16 protein-coding genes are annotated in these 16,236 nt (G+C 60.5%); 4 read left to right on the top strand and 12 right to left on the bottom strand.

The genetic code is table 11. The features are described 5' to 3' along the window. The first annotated feature begins 35 nt into the window (after positions 1–35). Together IPM39_18940 and IPM39_18935 are read left to right on the top strand one after the other, a co-directional pair. Complete coding sequence (locus IPM39_18940) at positions 36–1,193, top strand: glycosyltransferase family 4 protein (protein ID MBK8988115.1); 1,158 nt, start codon at positions 36–38, stop codon at positions 1,191–1,193. Then, the gene (locus tag IPM39_18935; protein ID MBK8988114.1) at positions 1,190–2,614 is read left to right on the top strand and encodes a sugar transferase; all 1,425 of its coding nucleotides are present in this window, start codon (positions 1,190–1,192) and stop codon (positions 2,612–2,614) included. The genes IPM39_18940 and IPM39_18935 overlap by 4 nt, the downstream gene beginning before the upstream one ends. Before the next feature lie 154 nt (positions 2,615–2,768). On the opposite strand, the gene IPM39_18930 is transcribed toward IPM39_18935, so the two are convergent. The 11 genes from IPM39_18930 to IPM39_18880 form a co-directional block, all read right to left on the bottom strand. Continuing rightward, positions 2,769–4,046 carry an efflux RND transporter periplasmic adaptor subunit gene (locus IPM39_18930; GenBank protein ID MBK8988113.1) on the bottom strand — a complete coding sequence of 426 codons (1,278 nt, stop codon included), beginning with the start codon at positions 4,044–4,046 and terminating at the stop codon, positions 2,769–2,771. A 21-nt stretch (positions 4,047–4,067) separates the two neighbouring features. Continuing rightward, complete coding sequence (locus IPM39_18925; protein MBK8988112.1) at positions 4,068–6,848, bottom strand: ABC transporter permease; 2,781 nt, start codon at positions 6,846–6,848, stop codon at positions 4,068–4,070. A gap of 61 nt (positions 6,849–6,909) precedes the next feature. Next, positions 6,910–7,572, bottom strand: a complete 663-nt coding sequence (locus IPM39_18920; protein MBK8988111.1) for an ABC transporter ATP-binding protein — start codon at positions 7,570–7,572, stop codon at positions 6,910–6,912. A gap of 129 nt (positions 7,573–7,701) precedes the next feature. Beyond that, positions 7,702–8,364, bottom strand: a complete 663-nt coding sequence (locus IPM39_18915) for an SDR family NAD(P)-dependent oxidoreductase (GenBank protein ID MBK8988110.1) — start codon at positions 8,362–8,364, stop codon at positions 7,702–7,704. A gap of 111 nt (positions 8,365–8,475) precedes the next feature. Further along, entirely contained in the window at positions 8,476–9,024 is a 549-nt protein-coding gene (locus tag IPM39_18910) for an adenylate kinase (protein ID MBK8988109.1), read from the bottom strand. Between the two features lie 22 nt (positions 9,025–9,046). Next, on the bottom strand, positions 9,047–9,475 hold the full coding sequence (locus tag IPM39_18905) for a thioredoxin domain-containing protein (protein ID MBK8988108.1): 429 nt from the start codon (positions 9,473–9,475) through the stop codon (positions 9,047–9,049). 18 nt (positions 9,476–9,493) lie between these two features. After that, entirely contained in the window at positions 9,494–9,841 is a 348-nt protein-coding gene (locus IPM39_18900) for a hypothetical protein (GenBank protein ID MBK8988107.1), read from the bottom strand. 38 nt (positions 9,842–9,879) lie between these two features. Continuing rightward, on the bottom strand, positions 9,880–10,605 hold the full coding sequence (locus IPM39_18895; protein MBK8988106.1) for a ubiquinone/menaquinone biosynthesis methyltransferase: 726 nt from the start codon (positions 10,603–10,605) through the stop codon (positions 9,880–9,882). Positions 10,606–10,669: 64 nt separating this feature from the next. Next, entirely contained in the window at positions 10,670–13,429 is a 2,760-nt protein-coding gene (locus IPM39_18890; protein ID MBK8988105.1) for a DNA translocase FtsK 4TM domain-containing protein, read from the bottom strand. 77 nt (positions 13,430–13,506) lie between these two features. Further along, positions 13,507–13,803: an antitoxin gene (locus IPM39_18885; GenBank protein ID MBK8988104.1), complete on the bottom strand. Its 297-nt coding sequence runs from the start codon at positions 13,801–13,803 to the stop codon at positions 13,507–13,509. Beyond that, entirely contained in the window at positions 13,790–14,071 is a 282-nt protein-coding gene (locus IPM39_18880; protein MBK8988103.1) for a toxin, read from the bottom strand. The genes IPM39_18885 and IPM39_18880 overlap by 14 nt, the downstream gene beginning before the upstream one ends. 151 nt (positions 14,072–14,222) lie before the next feature. On the opposite strand from IPM39_18880, the gene IPM39_18875 reads away from it, so the two are divergent. Both IPM39_18875 and pgeF read left to right on the top strand, forming a co-directional pair. Then, on the top strand, positions 14,223–14,426 hold the full coding sequence (locus tag IPM39_18875; GenBank protein ID MBK8988102.1) for a laccase domain-containing protein: 204 nt from the start codon (positions 14,223–14,225) through the stop codon (positions 14,424–14,426). Further along, positions 14,413–15,018, top strand: a complete 606-nt coding sequence (gene pgeF / locus IPM39_18870; protein ID MBK8988101.1) for a peptidoglycan editing factor PgeF — start codon at positions 14,413–14,415, stop codon at positions 15,016–15,018. The genes IPM39_18875 and pgeF overlap by 14 nt, the downstream gene beginning before the upstream one ends. On the opposite strand, the gene IPM39_18865 is transcribed toward pgeF, so the two are convergent. Then, complete coding sequence (locus tag IPM39_18865; protein MBK8988100.1) at positions 14,999–16,222, bottom strand: glycosyltransferase; 1,224 nt, start codon at positions 16,220–16,222, stop codon at positions 14,999–15,001. The two genes, pgeF and IPM39_18865, sit on opposite strands and share 20 nt — an antisense overlap. Positions 16,223–16,236 lie beyond the last annotated feature (14 nt).

Here is a 16,236-nt window from a genome sequence, read left to right as displayed (position 1 = left end):
TTCCCCAGGCGGCCGTTTGGTTATAATCGCCCCCTATGCTTTCAACATCAGGCACAACAACACGGGCAGCGGTCGTTGGCATCAACGCCCATCTGCTCTCCGGCGAAGCTGGCTACCGTCGGGCGGGAATCCACCAATACATCGCCCAGGTGCTGCGCCATTTGCCCACCGGCGGCGACAATCCCCAGCCCATCGTCTTCACCCGCTTCGCCGACGACCTGGCCGATGTGCCCGGCCTGACTTTTGTCGGCAGCCGTTGGCCGACCGAACAGCGCAGCGCCCGCATTCTGTGGGAGCAGTTGGCCTGGCCCTGGCAGGCGTGGCGGCGCAAATTGGACGCGCTGCACAGCATGGCCTTTGTCACCCCGCTTTTTTCCCCCTGCCCAACCATCGTTACTGTGTATGATCTGAGCTTCTTGCACTTCCCGCAGCAGTTTCCCACCTTACAGCGCCTTTACCTGTCCAGCCAGACCGGCCGTTCCTGCCGTCAGGCGCGGCGCGTCATCACCATTTCGGAAGCCAGCCGCCAGGATGTACACCGGTTTTTTGGCGTGCCCCTGGACCATATCGCCGTCATTTATCCGGGGGTGGATGGGCTGTACCGGCCGCTGCCGCCGGAGGAAGTGGCCGCGTTTCGTCGGCGCAAGCAACTGCCGGCACGATTTGCGCTGCACGTGGGCACGCTCCAGCCGCGCAAAAACATCCCCACCCTGCTGGACGCCTTTGCCCAACTGCCAGACCATAACCTGCACCTGGTATTGGCCGGGGGCAAGGGGTGGCTGTTTGACGAGATTTTCCGCCGGGTGCAGGCGTTAGGGCTGGCCGAACGGGTCCATTTCCCCGGCTACGTGCCGGATGAAGAGCTGCCCTTGTGGTACAACGCCGCCGATCTGTTTGTTTTTCCGTCGGTTTACGAGGGGTTTGGCATGCCGGTGGTGGAGGCGATGGCTTGCGGCACGCCGGTGGTGGCTTCTAACTCGTCTTCGATTCCAGAGGCGGTGGGGCCAGCCGGGCTGTTGTTTGACCCCCATCACGCGGCGGCACTGGCGGATCGTATGGCAACCGTACTGGATGATCCGGCATTGTCGGCTAGAATGCGGCAGCAGGGAATGGTCCACGCCGCCCAATTTTCGTGGGAGCAAGCCGGCCGACAAACGGCCGTCCTCTACCGTCAGGTATTACAATCGAGATGAGAACCCGCCGCATTCGCCTTGTCACCATCGTTAGCGATTTGATTTTAATCAACCTGGGCTTTCTAGCTGCTTACATAGCCCGTTATCGCTTTCAGTGGTTTTTGCCTGTGCCGCAGCAATTTTTTGAGCCATACGGCCGTTACCTGGGCCAACAGATCATCCTCAACTTGCTGCTCATCTTCACCTTTTCGCAGTCACGGGTGTGGATTCGGCGGCGCGGCGAGTTCTGGGTAGATGAAATCTCACGGGTGGCGTCGGCGACAGCGACGGCCGTTGTCCTGATGATGGCCGTCACCTTCTTTTTGCAGCCGGAAGGCCCCTTTTCCCGGTTGATGTTGTTTTGGATTTTTCTGTTTGTGGTGTTGTTTGTGGGGGCCGCCCGGCTGCTGCGCCGCTGGATACTGGCGACAATGTACCGGCACGGCCGTTGGGTGGACCGCGTCCTGGTTATCGGTTCCGGCGAAACCGGCCGCAGCCTCATCCGCACCCTCCTGGCCCGCCGCGACCTGGGCTACCAGGCCATCGGCTACCTGGTAGATGGCAGCCGCGAAAACAACATTGGTCTGGGACTCATCCCCCACCTGGGGCCTTACCAGGATTTAGAGAACGTCCTCAAGGAACTGCCCAACCTGCACTCCGTTTTTATCGCCCTGCCCGGCGAAATGCACCAGGAAACGGTGCGCCTGCTGAACATTTGTCAGGCGCATGGGGTGCGCGTCCAGGCCGTCCCGGACCTGCTGCAAATCAGCCTGCATCGGGTGGAATTCACCAACATGGCCGGTATCCCCATTTTAGGCGAAAGAGAAATCAGCATTAATCGCTTCGAGCGCTTCCTCAAGCGGGTCATGGACCTGGCTGTTATGGCGATTCTGGCGGTTCCATCGCTGCTGGTAGGTCTGGTCATCGCCATCGCCATCAAGTTAGATTCGCCGGGGCCGGTTATTTATTCTGGCGCGCGGGTGGGTCGTGGTGGCAAGCTCTTCAAGATGTACAAGTTTCGCTCGATGGTGATAGACGCCGAACAGCAAAAAGAGGCGCTGCAAGCGCTGAACGAAGCCGATGGGCCGCTGTTCAAAATCAAGGACGATCCCCGCCTGACGCGGGTTGGCCGCTTTATCCGCCGCACCAGCCTGGACGAACTGCCGCAGTTGATCAATGTGCTGCAAGGGACGATGAGCCTGGTGGGACCCCGCCCACCGCTGCCAGAAGAGGTGGAACAGTACAAACCCTGGCATCGCCAACGGCTGACGGTCATCGGCGGGCTGACCGGCCTGTGGCAGGTCAGCGGCCGCGCCGACCTGACCTTCGACGAATTGTGCCTGCTGGATATTTACTACATCGAGAACTGGTCGCTCTCGCTGGACATCCGTATCTTGCTGCAAACCGTTCCCCACGCCCTATTTGGCCGCGGCGCTTATTAGGGCCAAATCCTCAAGCGTGCTGCTATGGCGTCTGTTTTAGCCAGTATGCGATTGCCCTGACGCGCCGTTGAACCTGCCCATGTCCAATAATCCGCAAAACTTTGCCAACGGCCTACGGGTTAGGGCTTACGGCTCACGGCTTACGAACTTCAAATCACGACTCCCCCACAATCTCCACCCGGCCGGTCATGCCGGGGCGCAGGTCCAGGTCCGTATCATCCAGGTTGATTTGCACGGTGAACACGGCCGCATCCCCCACCACGCCGGCCGCCTGCGGCCCAATCCCGGCCACCACGCCATAGATAGGCTGTGTCGGAAACGCCTTCAGGGTGATCTTTGCCTTTTGCCCAGGTTGAATACTTTCCAGGTCTCGTTCGCTCAGGTTGGTGGTCTGGAATTGCAGTTGGTCGGTGTCCAGCAGGGTGGCGATGGGCGTCCCGGCGGCGACCATCGCGCCGGGCGCGACTTCCACCGACAGCACCGTACCTGGCCAGGGGGCGATTAGCTGCGCTTTGCTCAAGGCGTTTTGCGCCTGCATCAGGCTAAATTGCGCCTGGGCCAGGGAGATTTCGGCCTGCTCCAGACGCAAGCGGGCAGCGGCAATTTCCGATGGCTTAGGACCGGCCAGGGTTTGGCTGAGGGCTTGTTGGGCATTAATGAGGGAGGCGCTGGCGGAAACGGCCGTATCATTGTTTAACCCGGCCACCGCCAGATTGTACTGCGCCTGAGACACTGTCAGATTCTCTTGGGCAAAGGTCAGGCTGCGGCTGGCGCCATTACGCTCTGCTTCCAACTGCTCCTTGTAGCCCGGCAGCCCCAACTCCCACTCCCGGCCGGGATCATAGGCGGTGTTGTACGCTTTTTGGGCGTCGGCCAGTTGGCGCTGCGCCTGCTCCAGGTTGATGCGCGCCGAGGTCAGGCTGTTGCCCGACGCGGCGTCGCTGGTGCGGGCATTATCGTAGGCGGTCTGGGCGGCGCTGACGTTGGCCTGGGCCAGGGCGACGGCCGTTTCATCCGCCTGCCAGTTCAGCAAATCGTCCAGACTTAGCTGCGACTGGGCCAGGCTGTTCTGCGCCTGCGCCACCTGCAAATCGGCGCTGGCGATGGCTTCTTGCAGGCCGCTGTCGTCCAGCGTGGCGAGGACATCGCCGGCCGCCACTGTATCGCCGGGGCGGACGTTGAGTTCCAGTAAACGGCCGTTGGCTTCAAAGCTCAGCGCCAGGGATGTCTGCACAGCCACCAACTGCCCATCGGCCAATACGGTAGATGCGGCGGCCGGCGCACTGGTTGGGCGCGGCGTGGCGGTGGGGGCGTTGGGGTCGGCAACGGCCGTGGCCTCCTCCGCCACCGGCAGCCCGCGTCCCAACCGCTGCGTGCAACCCGCCAACAGCAAAACCAAGACGACAAAAAGAAGGGTGTGTTTGTTGTTCATAGCGTAATCCCCAATCCCCATCTACATTCTTAAAATATCCACCGCCTGTTTTTTGACAATGCGGCGGGCAGAGAAGGCCGCACCCAGGACACTCGCCAGCACGACCATGATGACGATGAAGGGCATCACGGTTGTGTCTACGGCGAAGGTGGTAGGCAGCTGCTGCAAGGCGCGCTGCCCATAAAACGAGACGTAGCCCATGCTGGCCCCGGCGGCGATGCCGGCCAGCGCCGCGCCCAACGTCATGGTGATGGCTTCCACCACCAGCATCCCGGTCAGCTCGCGGCGCAGCATCCCGACCGCCTTCAACATGCCAATCTCCACCCGCCGGGCGTAGATGGTGACGTAAATGACGGCAAACACGCCGAAAACGGCCGTTGTGAAGGAAATCACCGTCAGCACCAGCAGGAAAATGCGCTGCGTCGCCTGCGCCTGGGCATTCATTTTCAGTTGAATTTCCAGAAAGCGCGTCCAGAAGCCATAATCCAGGCCATAGCGTTCGCCCATTTCGGTGGCGGTGGCATCCACATCGGCGTCGGGCATCAGGGTCGCCAACACCTGGGTGAAGATGGGGTCGTCGGGCGGCGGCAGGGGCGCGTCGAGTTTGGTTATCAGGCTGCGAAAACCGTCCAACGACATGAGTACGGCGCTGCCGTTCATGGCGTCCAGGCGGCTGCGGCCGATGGCGTCGAAGCCGGGGATACGCCGGGCAATGCCCACGATGCGCGCCGGTACAGTGTGGTCCAGCCCTTCGCCAGTCAGATTCACCACGTCGCCCAATTCGAGTACCAGATGCTGGGCCAGCCCTTCGCTGATGATAACGGCCGTTGGATCATCCAACATCTGCGTGAGCGATTCTGGTCCACCGGCGGCAAACTCCATCATATCGGGAAAAAGCACATCGGGGAGACGGCCGTTCACCCCCACCACCGTCACCCCCGCCGAACGCAGCCCCACCGGGTCCGCTGCCCGCGAAGAATAGCCATAGCTTACGCCCACCATCTGCCCCAACCCCGGCACAGTGCGCAGCTCCTCATCCAGGAAACTGGGGCGAATCCGGTCTCGTGTATTGTCGCGGTTCCAATAAGCAAAGGAGGTCACGTTCACCGGCGCGCCCATATCCAGCTTCACGCTCGTCTCGTAATTGGCGTTTTCCAGCGCCAACTGTGTCGCCAAAAAACTGGGCAGCACGCCGCTGAACAATACCAGCAGCGAAATCAGCGTATTACGCAGCTGCCCCCGCCCCACATTGCGCCGGGCAAAGTAGGTCAGGCGGGGGAATATCAGCCCCATCACAAACAGCACCAACCGCTCAAAGGGGATGGTGGTGATGAAAAACATCAGGCCCAAGCCCAACACCAGCAGTCCCAGCGCCAGCAAGACAAACATCACCTCCAGCGCCGGGCCGCCAAAGGCATCTACCACCTCAAAACCGGCGATGAGGGCGAAAATGAGCATCAGCGCCAGCCCGGCCAGGAAGAGTTTGGCGTCGGGGCGGCGCTCGCGCAGTTGGGCCAAATCTTCAAGCTGGATGTTGTCGGCCACGCCGGGGTTGATGGCGTGCATCACCTTTGTGTGTGCCGCGTCTTGGGCCGGTTTCAGGCTGCTGAGGACCAGCACCACAAAGGCGGCAACGACCGCCGGTAAGATGGCGCTCAATGTCACCTGCGGCGCAAGGGTAGAATTCAGCCCTGCCTGCATCATCTGGGCTTTGATGATGGGCACAACAATGGTGGCGGTGATAAGCTGCCCCAGCCATACACCCAAGCCCACGCCAATCGCGCCGATGACCAATACTTCGGCGATAACCAAGCCAAAAAGCAGGCGGCGCTCGCCGCCCAGAATGCGCAGCACAGCCATGTCGCGGCGCTGCTCTTGCACGTTGGTCATCACCAGGGTATGCACCAGCAGCCCGACCACCCCCAGGGAGATGAGGCCGTAGGTGTTGATGAGGGCCTGCACGGCCAGGAAGCCTTGCGATGCGCCATCCAGAGCGCTGGCCTTGTTGAGGCTGAAGGCGTAGTCGTCGCCTAACTGCTGCTGCACGCTGCGTACCACATCGCGCACGCGCAGGGCGGCGATTTCGGCGTTGTTGGTTTCGTAGAGGGTGGGGTCTATGGTGGCGACCAGTTGTTGGGCGCGGTCGGGCAGATTGAGCCACGCCTGGGCGTCGCTGAGGGCAATGATGAGGCCGCTGCGCACGCCGCTGCCGGTAACGCCATCCTGCCGCACAATGGCGGTGATGGTAAACCGCTCTGTGGTGCGGCGCGCACTGGCCCCGGCCAGGGCTTCTTGCCCTATTTCGCGGGGCAGCGGGAAGCTGTAAGACACGTCGAGCGTGTCGCCGACTTTGAGGCCGAAGTTGCGGGCGGTTTCCTCAAGAATGGCGGCCTGATTGGCGCCGAGTTGGTAACGGCCGTCTAGCACATCCACAAAACCAATGTTGTCAACATCTGGGTCCAGGGCCAGCAGTGTGCCGCGGCCGATGACGCCGTTGACGTTGAGTTCGACTTCGGTTTCGATGCGGGGGTAAACGGCCGTTACCCGTTCATTGGCCGCCAACACCTGGGGCGTCACCTGGCTCACCACCAGAAACGGCTCCAGGCTGGTATCGCTCTTGTAGATGCCGATGTCATACCGGCCCACTGCGCTGGCGATGAGGTCCACATTGTTCTGGCGCACCGTTTCCACTGTGGCGCTCATCGTCACAATCAGCCCAGTGCTGACCAGCAGCGACAAAATCAGCAAAATCGTGCGTACTTTGCGCCGGGAGAAGTTCTTGAGAACGTATTTGAGAACCATGAAATTTCGGATTTCGGATTTCGGATGTCGGAACGCTCATTCAGACATCCGAAATCCAAGATTATTCCAGAATTTTGCCATCGCGTAGCTCGATGGTGCGGCTGGCGAAGGCGGCCATGCGCGGGTCGTGGGTGACATAAACAACGGTCATGCCTTCGCGGTTCAGCCCGGCTACCAGTTCCATGATGGCAAACCCACTGACAGAATCCAGGTCGCCGGTCATCTCGTCGCCAATGAGGATGGGCGGGTTGTTGGCCAGAGCGCGGGCGATAGCCACACGCTGCTGCTGCCCGCCGGATAGTTCGCTGGGATAGTGGTGGGCGCGGTCGCCCAGGTCTACTTTTTGCAGCAGGTCGCGGGCGCGCTGCTGCCGTTCGCGGCGGCCGATTTTCGCCAGCACCATCGGCGATTCCACATTTTCCTGGGCGGTGAAGTTGCCAAGCAGGTTGTAGTTTTGGAAGATGAAGCCCATTTTTTGCAGGCGCAGGCGAGCGAGTTCGTTTTCGTTCAGGGAGACGAGGTTGGCGTCTTCGACGATGATATGGCCGCGGCTTGGTTCGTCCAGGCCACCGATGATGTTGAGCAGGGTGGTCTTGCCGGAGCCGCTTGGACCCATCAGGCAGACGATTTCGCCGCGCTGGATTTCCAGCGATACGCCGCGCAGGGCGGGCACTGCTTCTTTGCCCATGAGGTAGGATTTGTGAATGTCCTCAACGATAATGATGGGTTCGGTCATAGTTACTTTGCCGCTGTAACTACCATCAGGGCTGATGGTAATCACCTTTGAGTCTCCTGACGAGTCGTTGTGTGCGCCACGCATCATATTACGTGGCGACGGGCGCATAGTTGCGGGTCAGTGGGGAATGTGAACGGCCGTCTCCCTTCCCCCATCGCTACACAAAGCCAGCACAGATTGGGCGACGGCCGTTGCGTCCATTGGTTCCTGGGCTGTCAGGGCATGAACTTGAATGCCATAAGCGGCAAACTCGCGGGCGCACTCGCGGGCAAAGCCGAGCAGCCCGGCTCTGCTGGCGGCGTAGGCGGCATGGTCGGCCAGCGGCTCGGCGACCCCGGCGGTGGAGCTGATATGGATGATAAGCCCACCCCGTTCGCCGTTCTCGTCGGCCATCACCCGGCCGCAAAACTGGCTCATAAAAAAGGCCCCCTTCAGGTTCACATCCAGCGTGCGCTGCCACTCCCATTCATCCATTTTTAGGATGGTGGCTTTGGGTTTCACGGCCGCGTTGTTGACCAAAATATCCAGCCGTCCCCACTCGGCGCGGGTGGTCTCCACCAGATGTGAGCATTGGAATTTATTGGCGACATCGGCGTGGACGCCGATTGCCTGCCCGCCGGCGGCGCGAATGGACGCAGCCACCCGTTCGGCGCGGTCGGGATTGATGTCGTTGACGGCTACTTTGGCCCCGGCGGCAGCCAGGGCGTGGGCAATGGCTGCGCCAATGCCCTGGCCGGCTCCGGTGACGATGGCGATTTTATGAATCAGATTTTGCTCCATGCGCTGCTCCGACTGAGGGGTGTTTAGGGGTCAGTGGTCACTGCTTACTGATTTTGACTGGCAGAAGTATACGGTACTTGGAAAGGGGAGACGAGTGGCGGAAACGGCCGTCTATTCGCCCCACGTCTCTTGCAGCCAGCGTGTTGTCTGGCGGGGTGTGGGCAGCCGGTGGACCCGCAAATGGGCGTAAGCTGGCTGGGTAAGCAGCAGGGGGTATTCACGTCTGTGTCGTTGGTGGGTTTGCAGCGCCCACAGAAACAAGGAGTCGCGGCTAAAAAAGAGGCCGCGCCAGGTTTCCTGGTTGCCATTCCACAACGGTTCCCGGCGGCCGACGCGCCGCACACCGCGGCGCAGCAGCCGCCACATGATGAGCGGCAGCGGATAATCTAACCAGACCAGTGTATCGGCGCGGCCCCAGACAATGTCGCGTACTTTGCTGTAGTTGCCATCTGTAACCCAGGTAACGGCCGTTAATGCCTCTGTCACCTGCTGCCGAAACGACTCGATGGGCGCTGGCGTCCAGTTGGGCAGCCAGTGGAGAGAATCAAGCTCGATATGAGGGCAGCCTTGTCGCCGGGCAATTTCCTGAGCGCAGGTCGTTTTGCCGGAGCCAGAAGTGCCCACCACGACAATCCGCCGACTTTCTATCTCTTGGGCCATTTGCTGCCTGTTTACGCTTGGGTCACTTCAATCTGTCGTTGATCGCCTCGGCAAAGGCATCGTAGCGCTGCGCCCCGACAAAAATGAGGCCGTTGATGTCGAATTGGGGCTGGCTAAAGATGCCCCGCTGACGGCGCAGGTTGTCCAGGTCCATTACCTGGGCCAATTCGTCGGGGCCATCGTAGCAGCTTTCAAATTCAGCCTGATCTACGCCAAAGGAGACGGCAGTGTTGACAAAATAATCGCGATCAGCGCGCCATAAATCAGCTTGATTTTCAAATAAGTATTTGTGCAGCGCCCAAAAGAAGTTGGGGTTTTGCGCACCGGCGCAGTGGGCCGTGAGGGTGGCGTAAACGCTGGGGTTGCCGTGGTTGATGACCGGCCAAAAGACCAGCTTGACCTGCCCTGAGACGACAAAATCGCGGATGATGTCTGGCTCTGTGCCTAACACGTAGGCACGGCAGCTGCCTCAGAGGAAGTCGGAATAGTCTATCATCGTCACCGCCGCATCGGGATTGCCATAGAAGAAGGCGCCTTCCGCGGTGCGACCGGCGACGATTTGCGGGCCGGGAGTTGGCAGCTGTGGGCCGGGAGTTGGCGGCTGTGAGCTGGGCGACGCCGGTTCAGTGGGCACGGCCGTTGCCGGTTCTGGCATCGGCGCGGTGGTGGAGGGCACGGCCGTATGGGTGGGCAATGTGGCGAGAGCGGTGGGGGGCACGGCCGTTGCTGTTTCCGGTTGAGATTGGGTCGCCGGGGCACAGGCGACCAGGAACATCAAGAGCAGAGTAAAAAGAGCTTTGTATCGTGTCATGCCCATGAGTATAGCGCCAATTTAACTCCAGCTTGCTTAACCGATCATAAGGAGTCGGGCGGCGGCGGTAGCTTTGTGCCAACATGAACGGCAACCGTGCCAAACATAAACATTTTGTAGCCCACTTCGGCAAAGCCGATCTGGTCCATGACCGCCGCCAGTTCATCCGGCCCTTTGAAGGCTTGCGTGCTGTCTGGCAGATAGCGGTACGCGTCAGCATTGCCGGAGATGAGGCGACCCAGGGTAGGGATGATGTAGTTCAGGTGGATGCGAATGAACGGCTTGAGCAAATTGTCTTTGGGTGGGCTGGATTCCAGCACCACCACGCGCCCGCCCGGCTTGGTGACGCGCATCTGTTCGCGAAAAGCGCCAGGCACGTCTATGACGTTACGCATCAGGAAGCCAGAGGTGACGGCATCGAATGTGGCGTCGGGGAAGGGCAGCGCCAAAGTGTCGGCAGTGGTCCAGAGAATGGCCTGCCGCGCCGGGATACGTTTACCCGCCTGCATCATTTCGATGGTGAAATCGCCGCCAACGGCCGTAATGCCCGGCCACTGCTTTAATCCCTCCAACGCAATATCGCCGGTTCCGGTGGCAATGTCCAGGAGACGGCCGTTTTCCGGCAGCCGCGCCTGCTGAATGACGTATTTGCGCCATTTTACATCCTGTCCGGCCGTCATCAGCCGGTTCATGGCGTCGTAGCGGCCGGCGATACGGGCGAACATATCTTGCACGTAGTCGGCGCGTTCTTGTCCTTGTAGATGGGCCATTGGTTCGTGTTCCGTGTTCCGTGTTCCGTAAGCCGTGTTCCGTTTACGGCTTACGGAACACGGCTTACGCCTCCCCGCTTTCTCGCGGCTGCACTTCCCGCGCTTTGCTGTTGCCGGTGGGCGGGCCGATGACGCCTAACTCTTCCATGGCGTCAATCAGGCGGGCAGCGCGGGTATAGCCAATGCGGAACCGGCGCTGCAACAGCGAAGTAGAGGCTTTGTTCAACTGACGCACCATCTCGATGGCCTCGGCCATCAGTTCATCTTCATACTGCTGTTTGAATTTGTTCTCTTCTTCGATGGCCTGAAGTTCTTCCCACAACGGCCGCTGCGGTTCTTCCACCTTTGCCGGCGCCGACCGGGCCGGGCGGGGTTGAGTGTCTTGCGGCCGCGGCGCGGTTTTCGGCGGGGCGTTCCCCGTCGCGGCGTTCCCCGCCACAATCGGCGTCGGGGCGACAGCCAGCGGTGTGTGGGCTGGCGATGGGGCTGAAGAACGAACGGCCGTTGGCGGCGTTGCCGTTGGCGGTGCGGCCGTTGGCGGCGCGGCCGTTGGCGGTGCGGCCGTTGGCGGTGCGGCCGTTGGCGGTGCGACCGTTGGCGGTGCGACCGTTGGCGACGCAGGAATGACAACCGCGCGCGGAATAGCCGCTTCCTCGGCCGTGATAGTGCTAAAGCGGCGCGCCCGCTGCCAATACGCAATGATGCCGCCCAATTCTTTATCGCTAACAAAACAGCCTTGCAGCCGAGCCGGGGCGGCCGCGTCTGGGCTTTGGAAGAGCATATCCCCCTGGCCCAACAGCCGTTCCGCGCCGGTCGTGTCCAAAATCACCCGGCTGTCGGTGCTGGAAGCGACGGCAAAGGCGATACGCGCCGGGAAGTTGGCTTTGATGATGCCCGTGACGACATCTACCGACGGCCGTTGCGTGGCGATAATCATATGAATGCCGGTGGCGCGGGCCATCTGCGCCAACCGCGTAATGCCCCGCTCCGTATCTTCCGGCGAGAGCATCATCAAATCGGCCAGCTCATCAATGATGATGACAATGTAGGGCAGCTTTTTGCTATCTTTGTTTTTGCGAATCTTCTTGTTGAAATCCACAATGTTGCGCGCACCCACGTCGGCAAACATCTTGTAGCGATTGTCCATCTCGCGCATGGCCCATTGCAGCGTGCCGATCACCCGGTCCATCTCCACCACCACCGGCGCGGCCAGGTGCGGCACGCCGTTGTAGCCGGTCAATTCCACCCGCTTGGGGTCCACCATCACCAGCTTCAGATCGTCCGGCGTGTTCAGCAGCAGCAGGTTGGCGATGATGCTGTTGACGCACACAGACTTGCCGGAGCCGGTGGTCCCGGCGATAAGCAGATGGGGCATGGCGGCCAGGTCGGCGGCGATGGGCTGCCCGGCCACATCTTGCCCCAACCCCACCGCCAGCGGCGATTTTCGGGCAATTTTGCCAAAATTTTCCGATTCCATCACGTCGCGCAGGGAAACCAGCGCTTTGGCAGTGTTGGGCACTTCGATGCCCACGTACCCCTTGCCGGGAACCGGGGCCTGAATGCGAATGGATCGCGCTTGCAGCGCCAGGGCCAGGTCATCGGCCAACCCGGCGATTTTGCCGACTTTGACTTTGGTGCGCTTGCCGCCGCGCATCTCCAGATAGTTCGGCTCCACGCCAAATTGGGTGATGGTCGGGCCGCGATTGATTTCCACGACAGTGGCCGGCGCGCCAAAACTCTCCAGGGTGTGTTCGATGATTTCCACGTTTTCACGGATAGCCGCGTTGCTCAGGTCCTGGTCGCTGCCCGGCTCCAACATGTCGGCCAGGATCGGCAGCGTCCAATGGCCGGCGCCCGCGGCGGCCATGTCGCCGACAAAGGGAACGGCCGACCCGACGTTGGCCGGCGCGGCGGCCGGTTTGGCCGGGGACGCCGTTTGTGGCGCGGGGCGCTGCGGCTGCCGGATGGGGACGGGGTCACGTTTGGGGGTGGTTACGGCCGTTGTCGGCGGCAGGTCTGGCAAAGGCAGTTGGCGTGGTGGCGCGGCGGCGCGGCTGAGGGTCTGGCCCTGTTTTTGGCCGGTGTTGATGGGGATGTCGGGGCGAACGGCCGTTTCATCTTCTGTCTCGTCTGGCTGCGGCCATAAACCGGGCAACATGCGCCACAGATTAACCAGGTCATGGCGCGAAAGGCCGAACAACAAAACCGCGCCAATCACGCCCGCCGCCACCAGGATAAGGATCGCCCCCGGCGTACCGGCAAGTTCTGTCAGGCCATAGCCGATGATGCCACCCAGGTAGCCACCGCCGGTTTGCGCCTGGGCGACCTGCCAAAAATCGTTAAAGCCATTGTTCATCAGCAGTTGGGCCAGGGAAGCAAAGGCAGCGAAGGTGAGGAACAGCACGCCAAAACCCGCCACCCGGTAGGTGGCAATGCGCGGTGGCTGCTCCATGCCCCACAGCACCAGATACATGCCCAACGCCCCGGTGATCAGGGGGACCAATGCGCCGCCCCAGCCAAAAGCGCGCCCCAGCAGGCCGGACAATGCCGCCGTTAGCTGCCCCTGGTTAGGCGAAAGCAGGCTGAGGACGAGAACGGCCGTGATAAACACCACCACAATACCCGTCAGGATCGCCTTCTGGGGTAGATTCAGGTTGAAGGCTGGTTTTTTGCTGCGCGCCGCCGGTTTACGTGGATTGGCTGCCGGTTTACGCGCGCTGGAAGCCGGTTTGCTGCTGCGCGCACCAGTTCCACCGCGCGTTGTTTTGGCGTTGGCGGTGCTTTTACTGGAAGAATTGGTAGAAGTTGTCTTCTTATTTGCCATAGCTCAAATGTTCCTATGGCATTATAACATGGAACAGGACGTGAGGCAGGTGGGTGAGCGATGCCATTCCAGCCATTTCACTCTTGCACGGTTAATGTCCCATTCAAATACTTGTGGACAATGCTGGCGATAAGCGTCTGATAGGGAACGCCTTCTTCTATTGCCCTGATTTGGATTTCATAATAATCCTTCTGTGTCAGGCGCAAATTAATGCGCTTGTCTTTTCTGATGGTACGGCGAGCCGCGGCGACAGCCTTTTCCTTCTCTTGTACGAGATTGGCGACTGTTTGCCATGCTTCGCTCTCAAGCGAAGCCATTAACGCCTGTTCTTCTTCATCCAGTGGATTAAATGACTCGGCATTAAACTTGTTCATCGTGCCCCTTTAAGCCATACCGTTTTGTGTACTTACGGCTGGGAAAAGCTGTTTTGAGAAAGATGTCTGTCTCCGTTTCCACAAAAGGTACAATCACTGCGTAGTTTTCCACTTCGATCACGAATAGCTTCTGATTTGGGTGAGTTGGGTTTTCTTCGATTCCCAACAGCCTGCCCGATTCGATCAAATACGCGATCTCTTCAAAAGAAATTCCGCGTGTTTGTTTCAGCAACTCGTTTTTGTCGGAACGCCAACTCAGATACTTCATGGCCTCAATATAAATCTGTGTCTGCCTTTTGTCAACGGATCTCAGTTAGAAACGGCCGTTTCCCGCAACCATCCTCACGCATCCAGGCGATCTGGTATTCCCGCTGCGTATCACGTATAGTTGCCGCACAATATGCACCGCGAGAACTGTTATGATTTTTGACGCTTCTAATGAGATACCGCTATTTCGTTTTGCGAGTTTACCGGACAACGGCCGTGTCCAACACGCCATCTTCACCCGCCAGGGCGGTGTCAGCCCGGCCCCGTTTGCCTCGCTCAACCTCAGCGTATCTGTGCCGGACGAGAAGGAGCGCGTCTGCCAACCGGCGGCGGGCGTATGGCGTGTACGGCCGTGACACCCACACTGTTGTCCATGCCCATCTGGTACACGGCCGTGACGTGGCCCGCGTGACCCAGGCCGACAACGGAACCTGGCGGCCCGAAGTAGATGCCATCCTCACCAACGAACCCGGCTGCGCCCTGACGATGAACTTCGCCGACTGCACGCCCATTCTGCTCTATGACCCGGTCAACCACGCCATTGGCCTGGGACACGCGGGCTGGCAGGGCACGGTGAAGGATTTGCCCGGCGCGATGGTGGCGGCTATGCAGCGCGAATTTGGCAGCCGCCCGGCGGAGTTAATCGCCGGGGTTGGACCGTGCATTGGGCCATGCTGTTATGAGGTGGGAGAGGTGGTGGTAACGGCCGTACACGCCGCCTTCCCCGATCCGGAAACGCTCCTCCTTCCCAACCCCCAACCCCCAACCCCCAATCCCCACTTCAACCTGCCCGAAGCCAACCGCCGCAACCTGCAACGCGCCGGCGTGCGTCACATCGAACTATCCGGCCTTTGCACCGCCTGCCGCACCGACCTGTTCTTTTCGCACCGGGCGGAGCAGGGCAAGACCGGCCGTTTCGGCAGCGTCTTCATTCTAGGCGATACTTGATTGGAGATACTCCACGAAAAAGAGCGCGCCGTTGCAGGCAGACAGATTGGTAAAGTTGCAAGTGGCGCTGAATCACGGCGTCGTGGCCAAATTGTTGGCTGATTTCCCGTCCTGCCTGGCCCATTTTCCTGGCCTGGATCGGGTTTTGCAGCAGCCACGTGATCTTTTTCGCCAGGGCGTCCACATCCTTTGGCGCGACCAGGAAGCCGCTGCACCGGTCGCTTACAAGTTCTGGGATGCTAGTGGCCCGCACGGCCACCACCGGCAGCGCGGAGGCCATCGCTTCCAGAATCACAATGCCGAAAGTCTCGATGTCTGAAGCGATGACAAAGACGTTGGCTAACCGGTAGAGGCCGGGCAAATCCCCATCCGGGGAGACGAAGCCGGTGAAATGGCTGCGCGAGGCGATGCCCAACGCTTCGCACTGGCGGGTCAGGGCCGGGCGACGGCAGCCATCGCCAACGAGGAGCAGTTCGGCGTCCAGGTGCTTCATCACCCGCGCCGCTGCCTGAACTACGCAGTCAACATCTTTATCGGCGTCCAAACGGCCCACGTAAAGGATGACCGGCTTGTCGGGCGACAAGCCATAATGGCGGCGCAGCCGGTCGGCTTCATGGGCTGTGCGCGGCGCGGCCTGGAAATGTTGCAGATCGGCGCCATTGGGGATGATGTGGGCTATGCGCCCGGTGCGTTGGCGGATCACGTCGGCTACCGGTCTGGCCGGCGCGATGACGGCAGTGCATTGGCTCAGGAACCAACGGCCGTACTGCCACAACATTTTCTCAAAGTTAAAAGGATTGCCCCAAAACGTCGCGGTGTATTTGGTGACAAACCAGGGCAGTTGGTGCAGTGTTAACACCGTGGGGATGTTGAGCCGCCGCCCGATCTTTGCCGCGCACATGCCCAGCGTCAGTGGTTCGTGCAGGTGGATGATGTCGGGGTTGAAGGCGGCGGCTATCTGGTGGATACGGCCGTTAGGCCACAGCAGGATGCGCTGACCGACGCGCATCGGATTGTGATGGGAAGGCAGGCGCTCGATGCGTAGACGGCCGTTCTGTGTGCTGTACCCATCGCGCCGGTCGCTGGCGGCGATGACTAAGACCTCATGCCCTTCTTGGGCCAGACCTTCGGCCAGCCGGGCGGCGGCCAGTGCCGCACCGCTGATCATGGGTGGATACGATTGGCAAATTTGCAAAATTTTCATTTTGTCCCCCTTTG

Origin of the sequence: Candidatus Leptovillus gracilis, assembly GCA_016716065.1 — a bacterium.
Lineage (GTDB): Bacteria > Chloroflexota > Anaerolineae > Promineifilales > Promineifilaceae > Leptovillus > Leptovillus gracilis.
Note: the sequence above shows the minus strand (reverse complement) of the source record. Positions and strands in the feature narration are given on the sequence as shown.

What these genes read in the sequence shown, in the direction of transcription:
- IPM39_18940 (MBK8988115.1), top strand. Translation starts at nt 36, where the DNA reads ATGCTTTCAACATCAGGCACAACAACACGGGCAGCGGTCGTTGGCATC.
- IPM39_18935 (MBK8988114.1), top strand. Translation starts at nt 1,190, where the DNA reads ATGAGAACCCGCCGCATTCGCCTTGTCACCATCGTTAGCGATTTGATT.
- IPM39_18930 (MBK8988113.1), bottom strand. Translation starts at nt 4,046, where the DNA reads ATGAACAACAAACACACCCTTCTTTTTGTCGTCTTGGTTTTGCTGTTG.
- IPM39_18925 (MBK8988112.1), bottom strand. Translation starts at nt 6,848, where the DNA reads ATGGTTCTCAAATACGTTCTCAAGAACTTCTCCCGGCGCAAAGTACGC.
- IPM39_18915 (MBK8988110.1), bottom strand. Translation starts at nt 8,364, where the DNA reads ATGGAGCAAAATCTGATTCATAAAATCGCCATCGTCACCGGAGCCGGC.
- IPM39_18910 (MBK8988109.1), bottom strand. Translation starts at nt 9,024, where the DNA reads ATGGCCCAAGAGATAGAAAGTCGGCGGATTGTCGTGGTGGGCACTTCT.
- IPM39_18900 (MBK8988107.1), bottom strand. Translation starts at nt 9,841, where the DNA reads ATGGGCATGACACGATACAAAGCTCTTTTTACTCTGCTCTTGATGTTC.
- IPM39_18895 (MBK8988106.1), bottom strand. Translation starts at nt 10,605, where the DNA reads ATGGCCCATCTACAAGGACAAGAACGCGCCGACTACGTGCAAGATATG.
- IPM39_18890 (MBK8988105.1), bottom strand. Translation starts at nt 13,429, where the DNA reads ATGGCAAATAAGAAGACAACTTCTACCAATTCTTCCAGTAAAAGCACC.
- IPM39_18885 (MBK8988104.1), bottom strand. Translation starts at nt 13,803, where the DNA reads ATGAACAAGTTTAATGCCGAGTCATTTAATCCACTGGATGAAGAAGAA.
- IPM39_18880 (MBK8988103.1), bottom strand. Translation starts at nt 14,071, where the DNA reads ATGAAGTATCTGAGTTGGCGTTCCGACAAAAACGAGTTGCTGAAACAA.
- IPM39_18875 (MBK8988102.1), top strand. Translation starts at nt 14,223, where the DNA reads ATGATTTTTGACGCTTCTAATGAGATACCGCTATTTCGTTTTGCGAGT.
- IPM39_18865 (MBK8988100.1), bottom strand. Translation starts at nt 16,222, where the DNA reads ATGAAAATTTTGCAAATTTGCCAATCGTATCCACCCATGATCAGCGGT.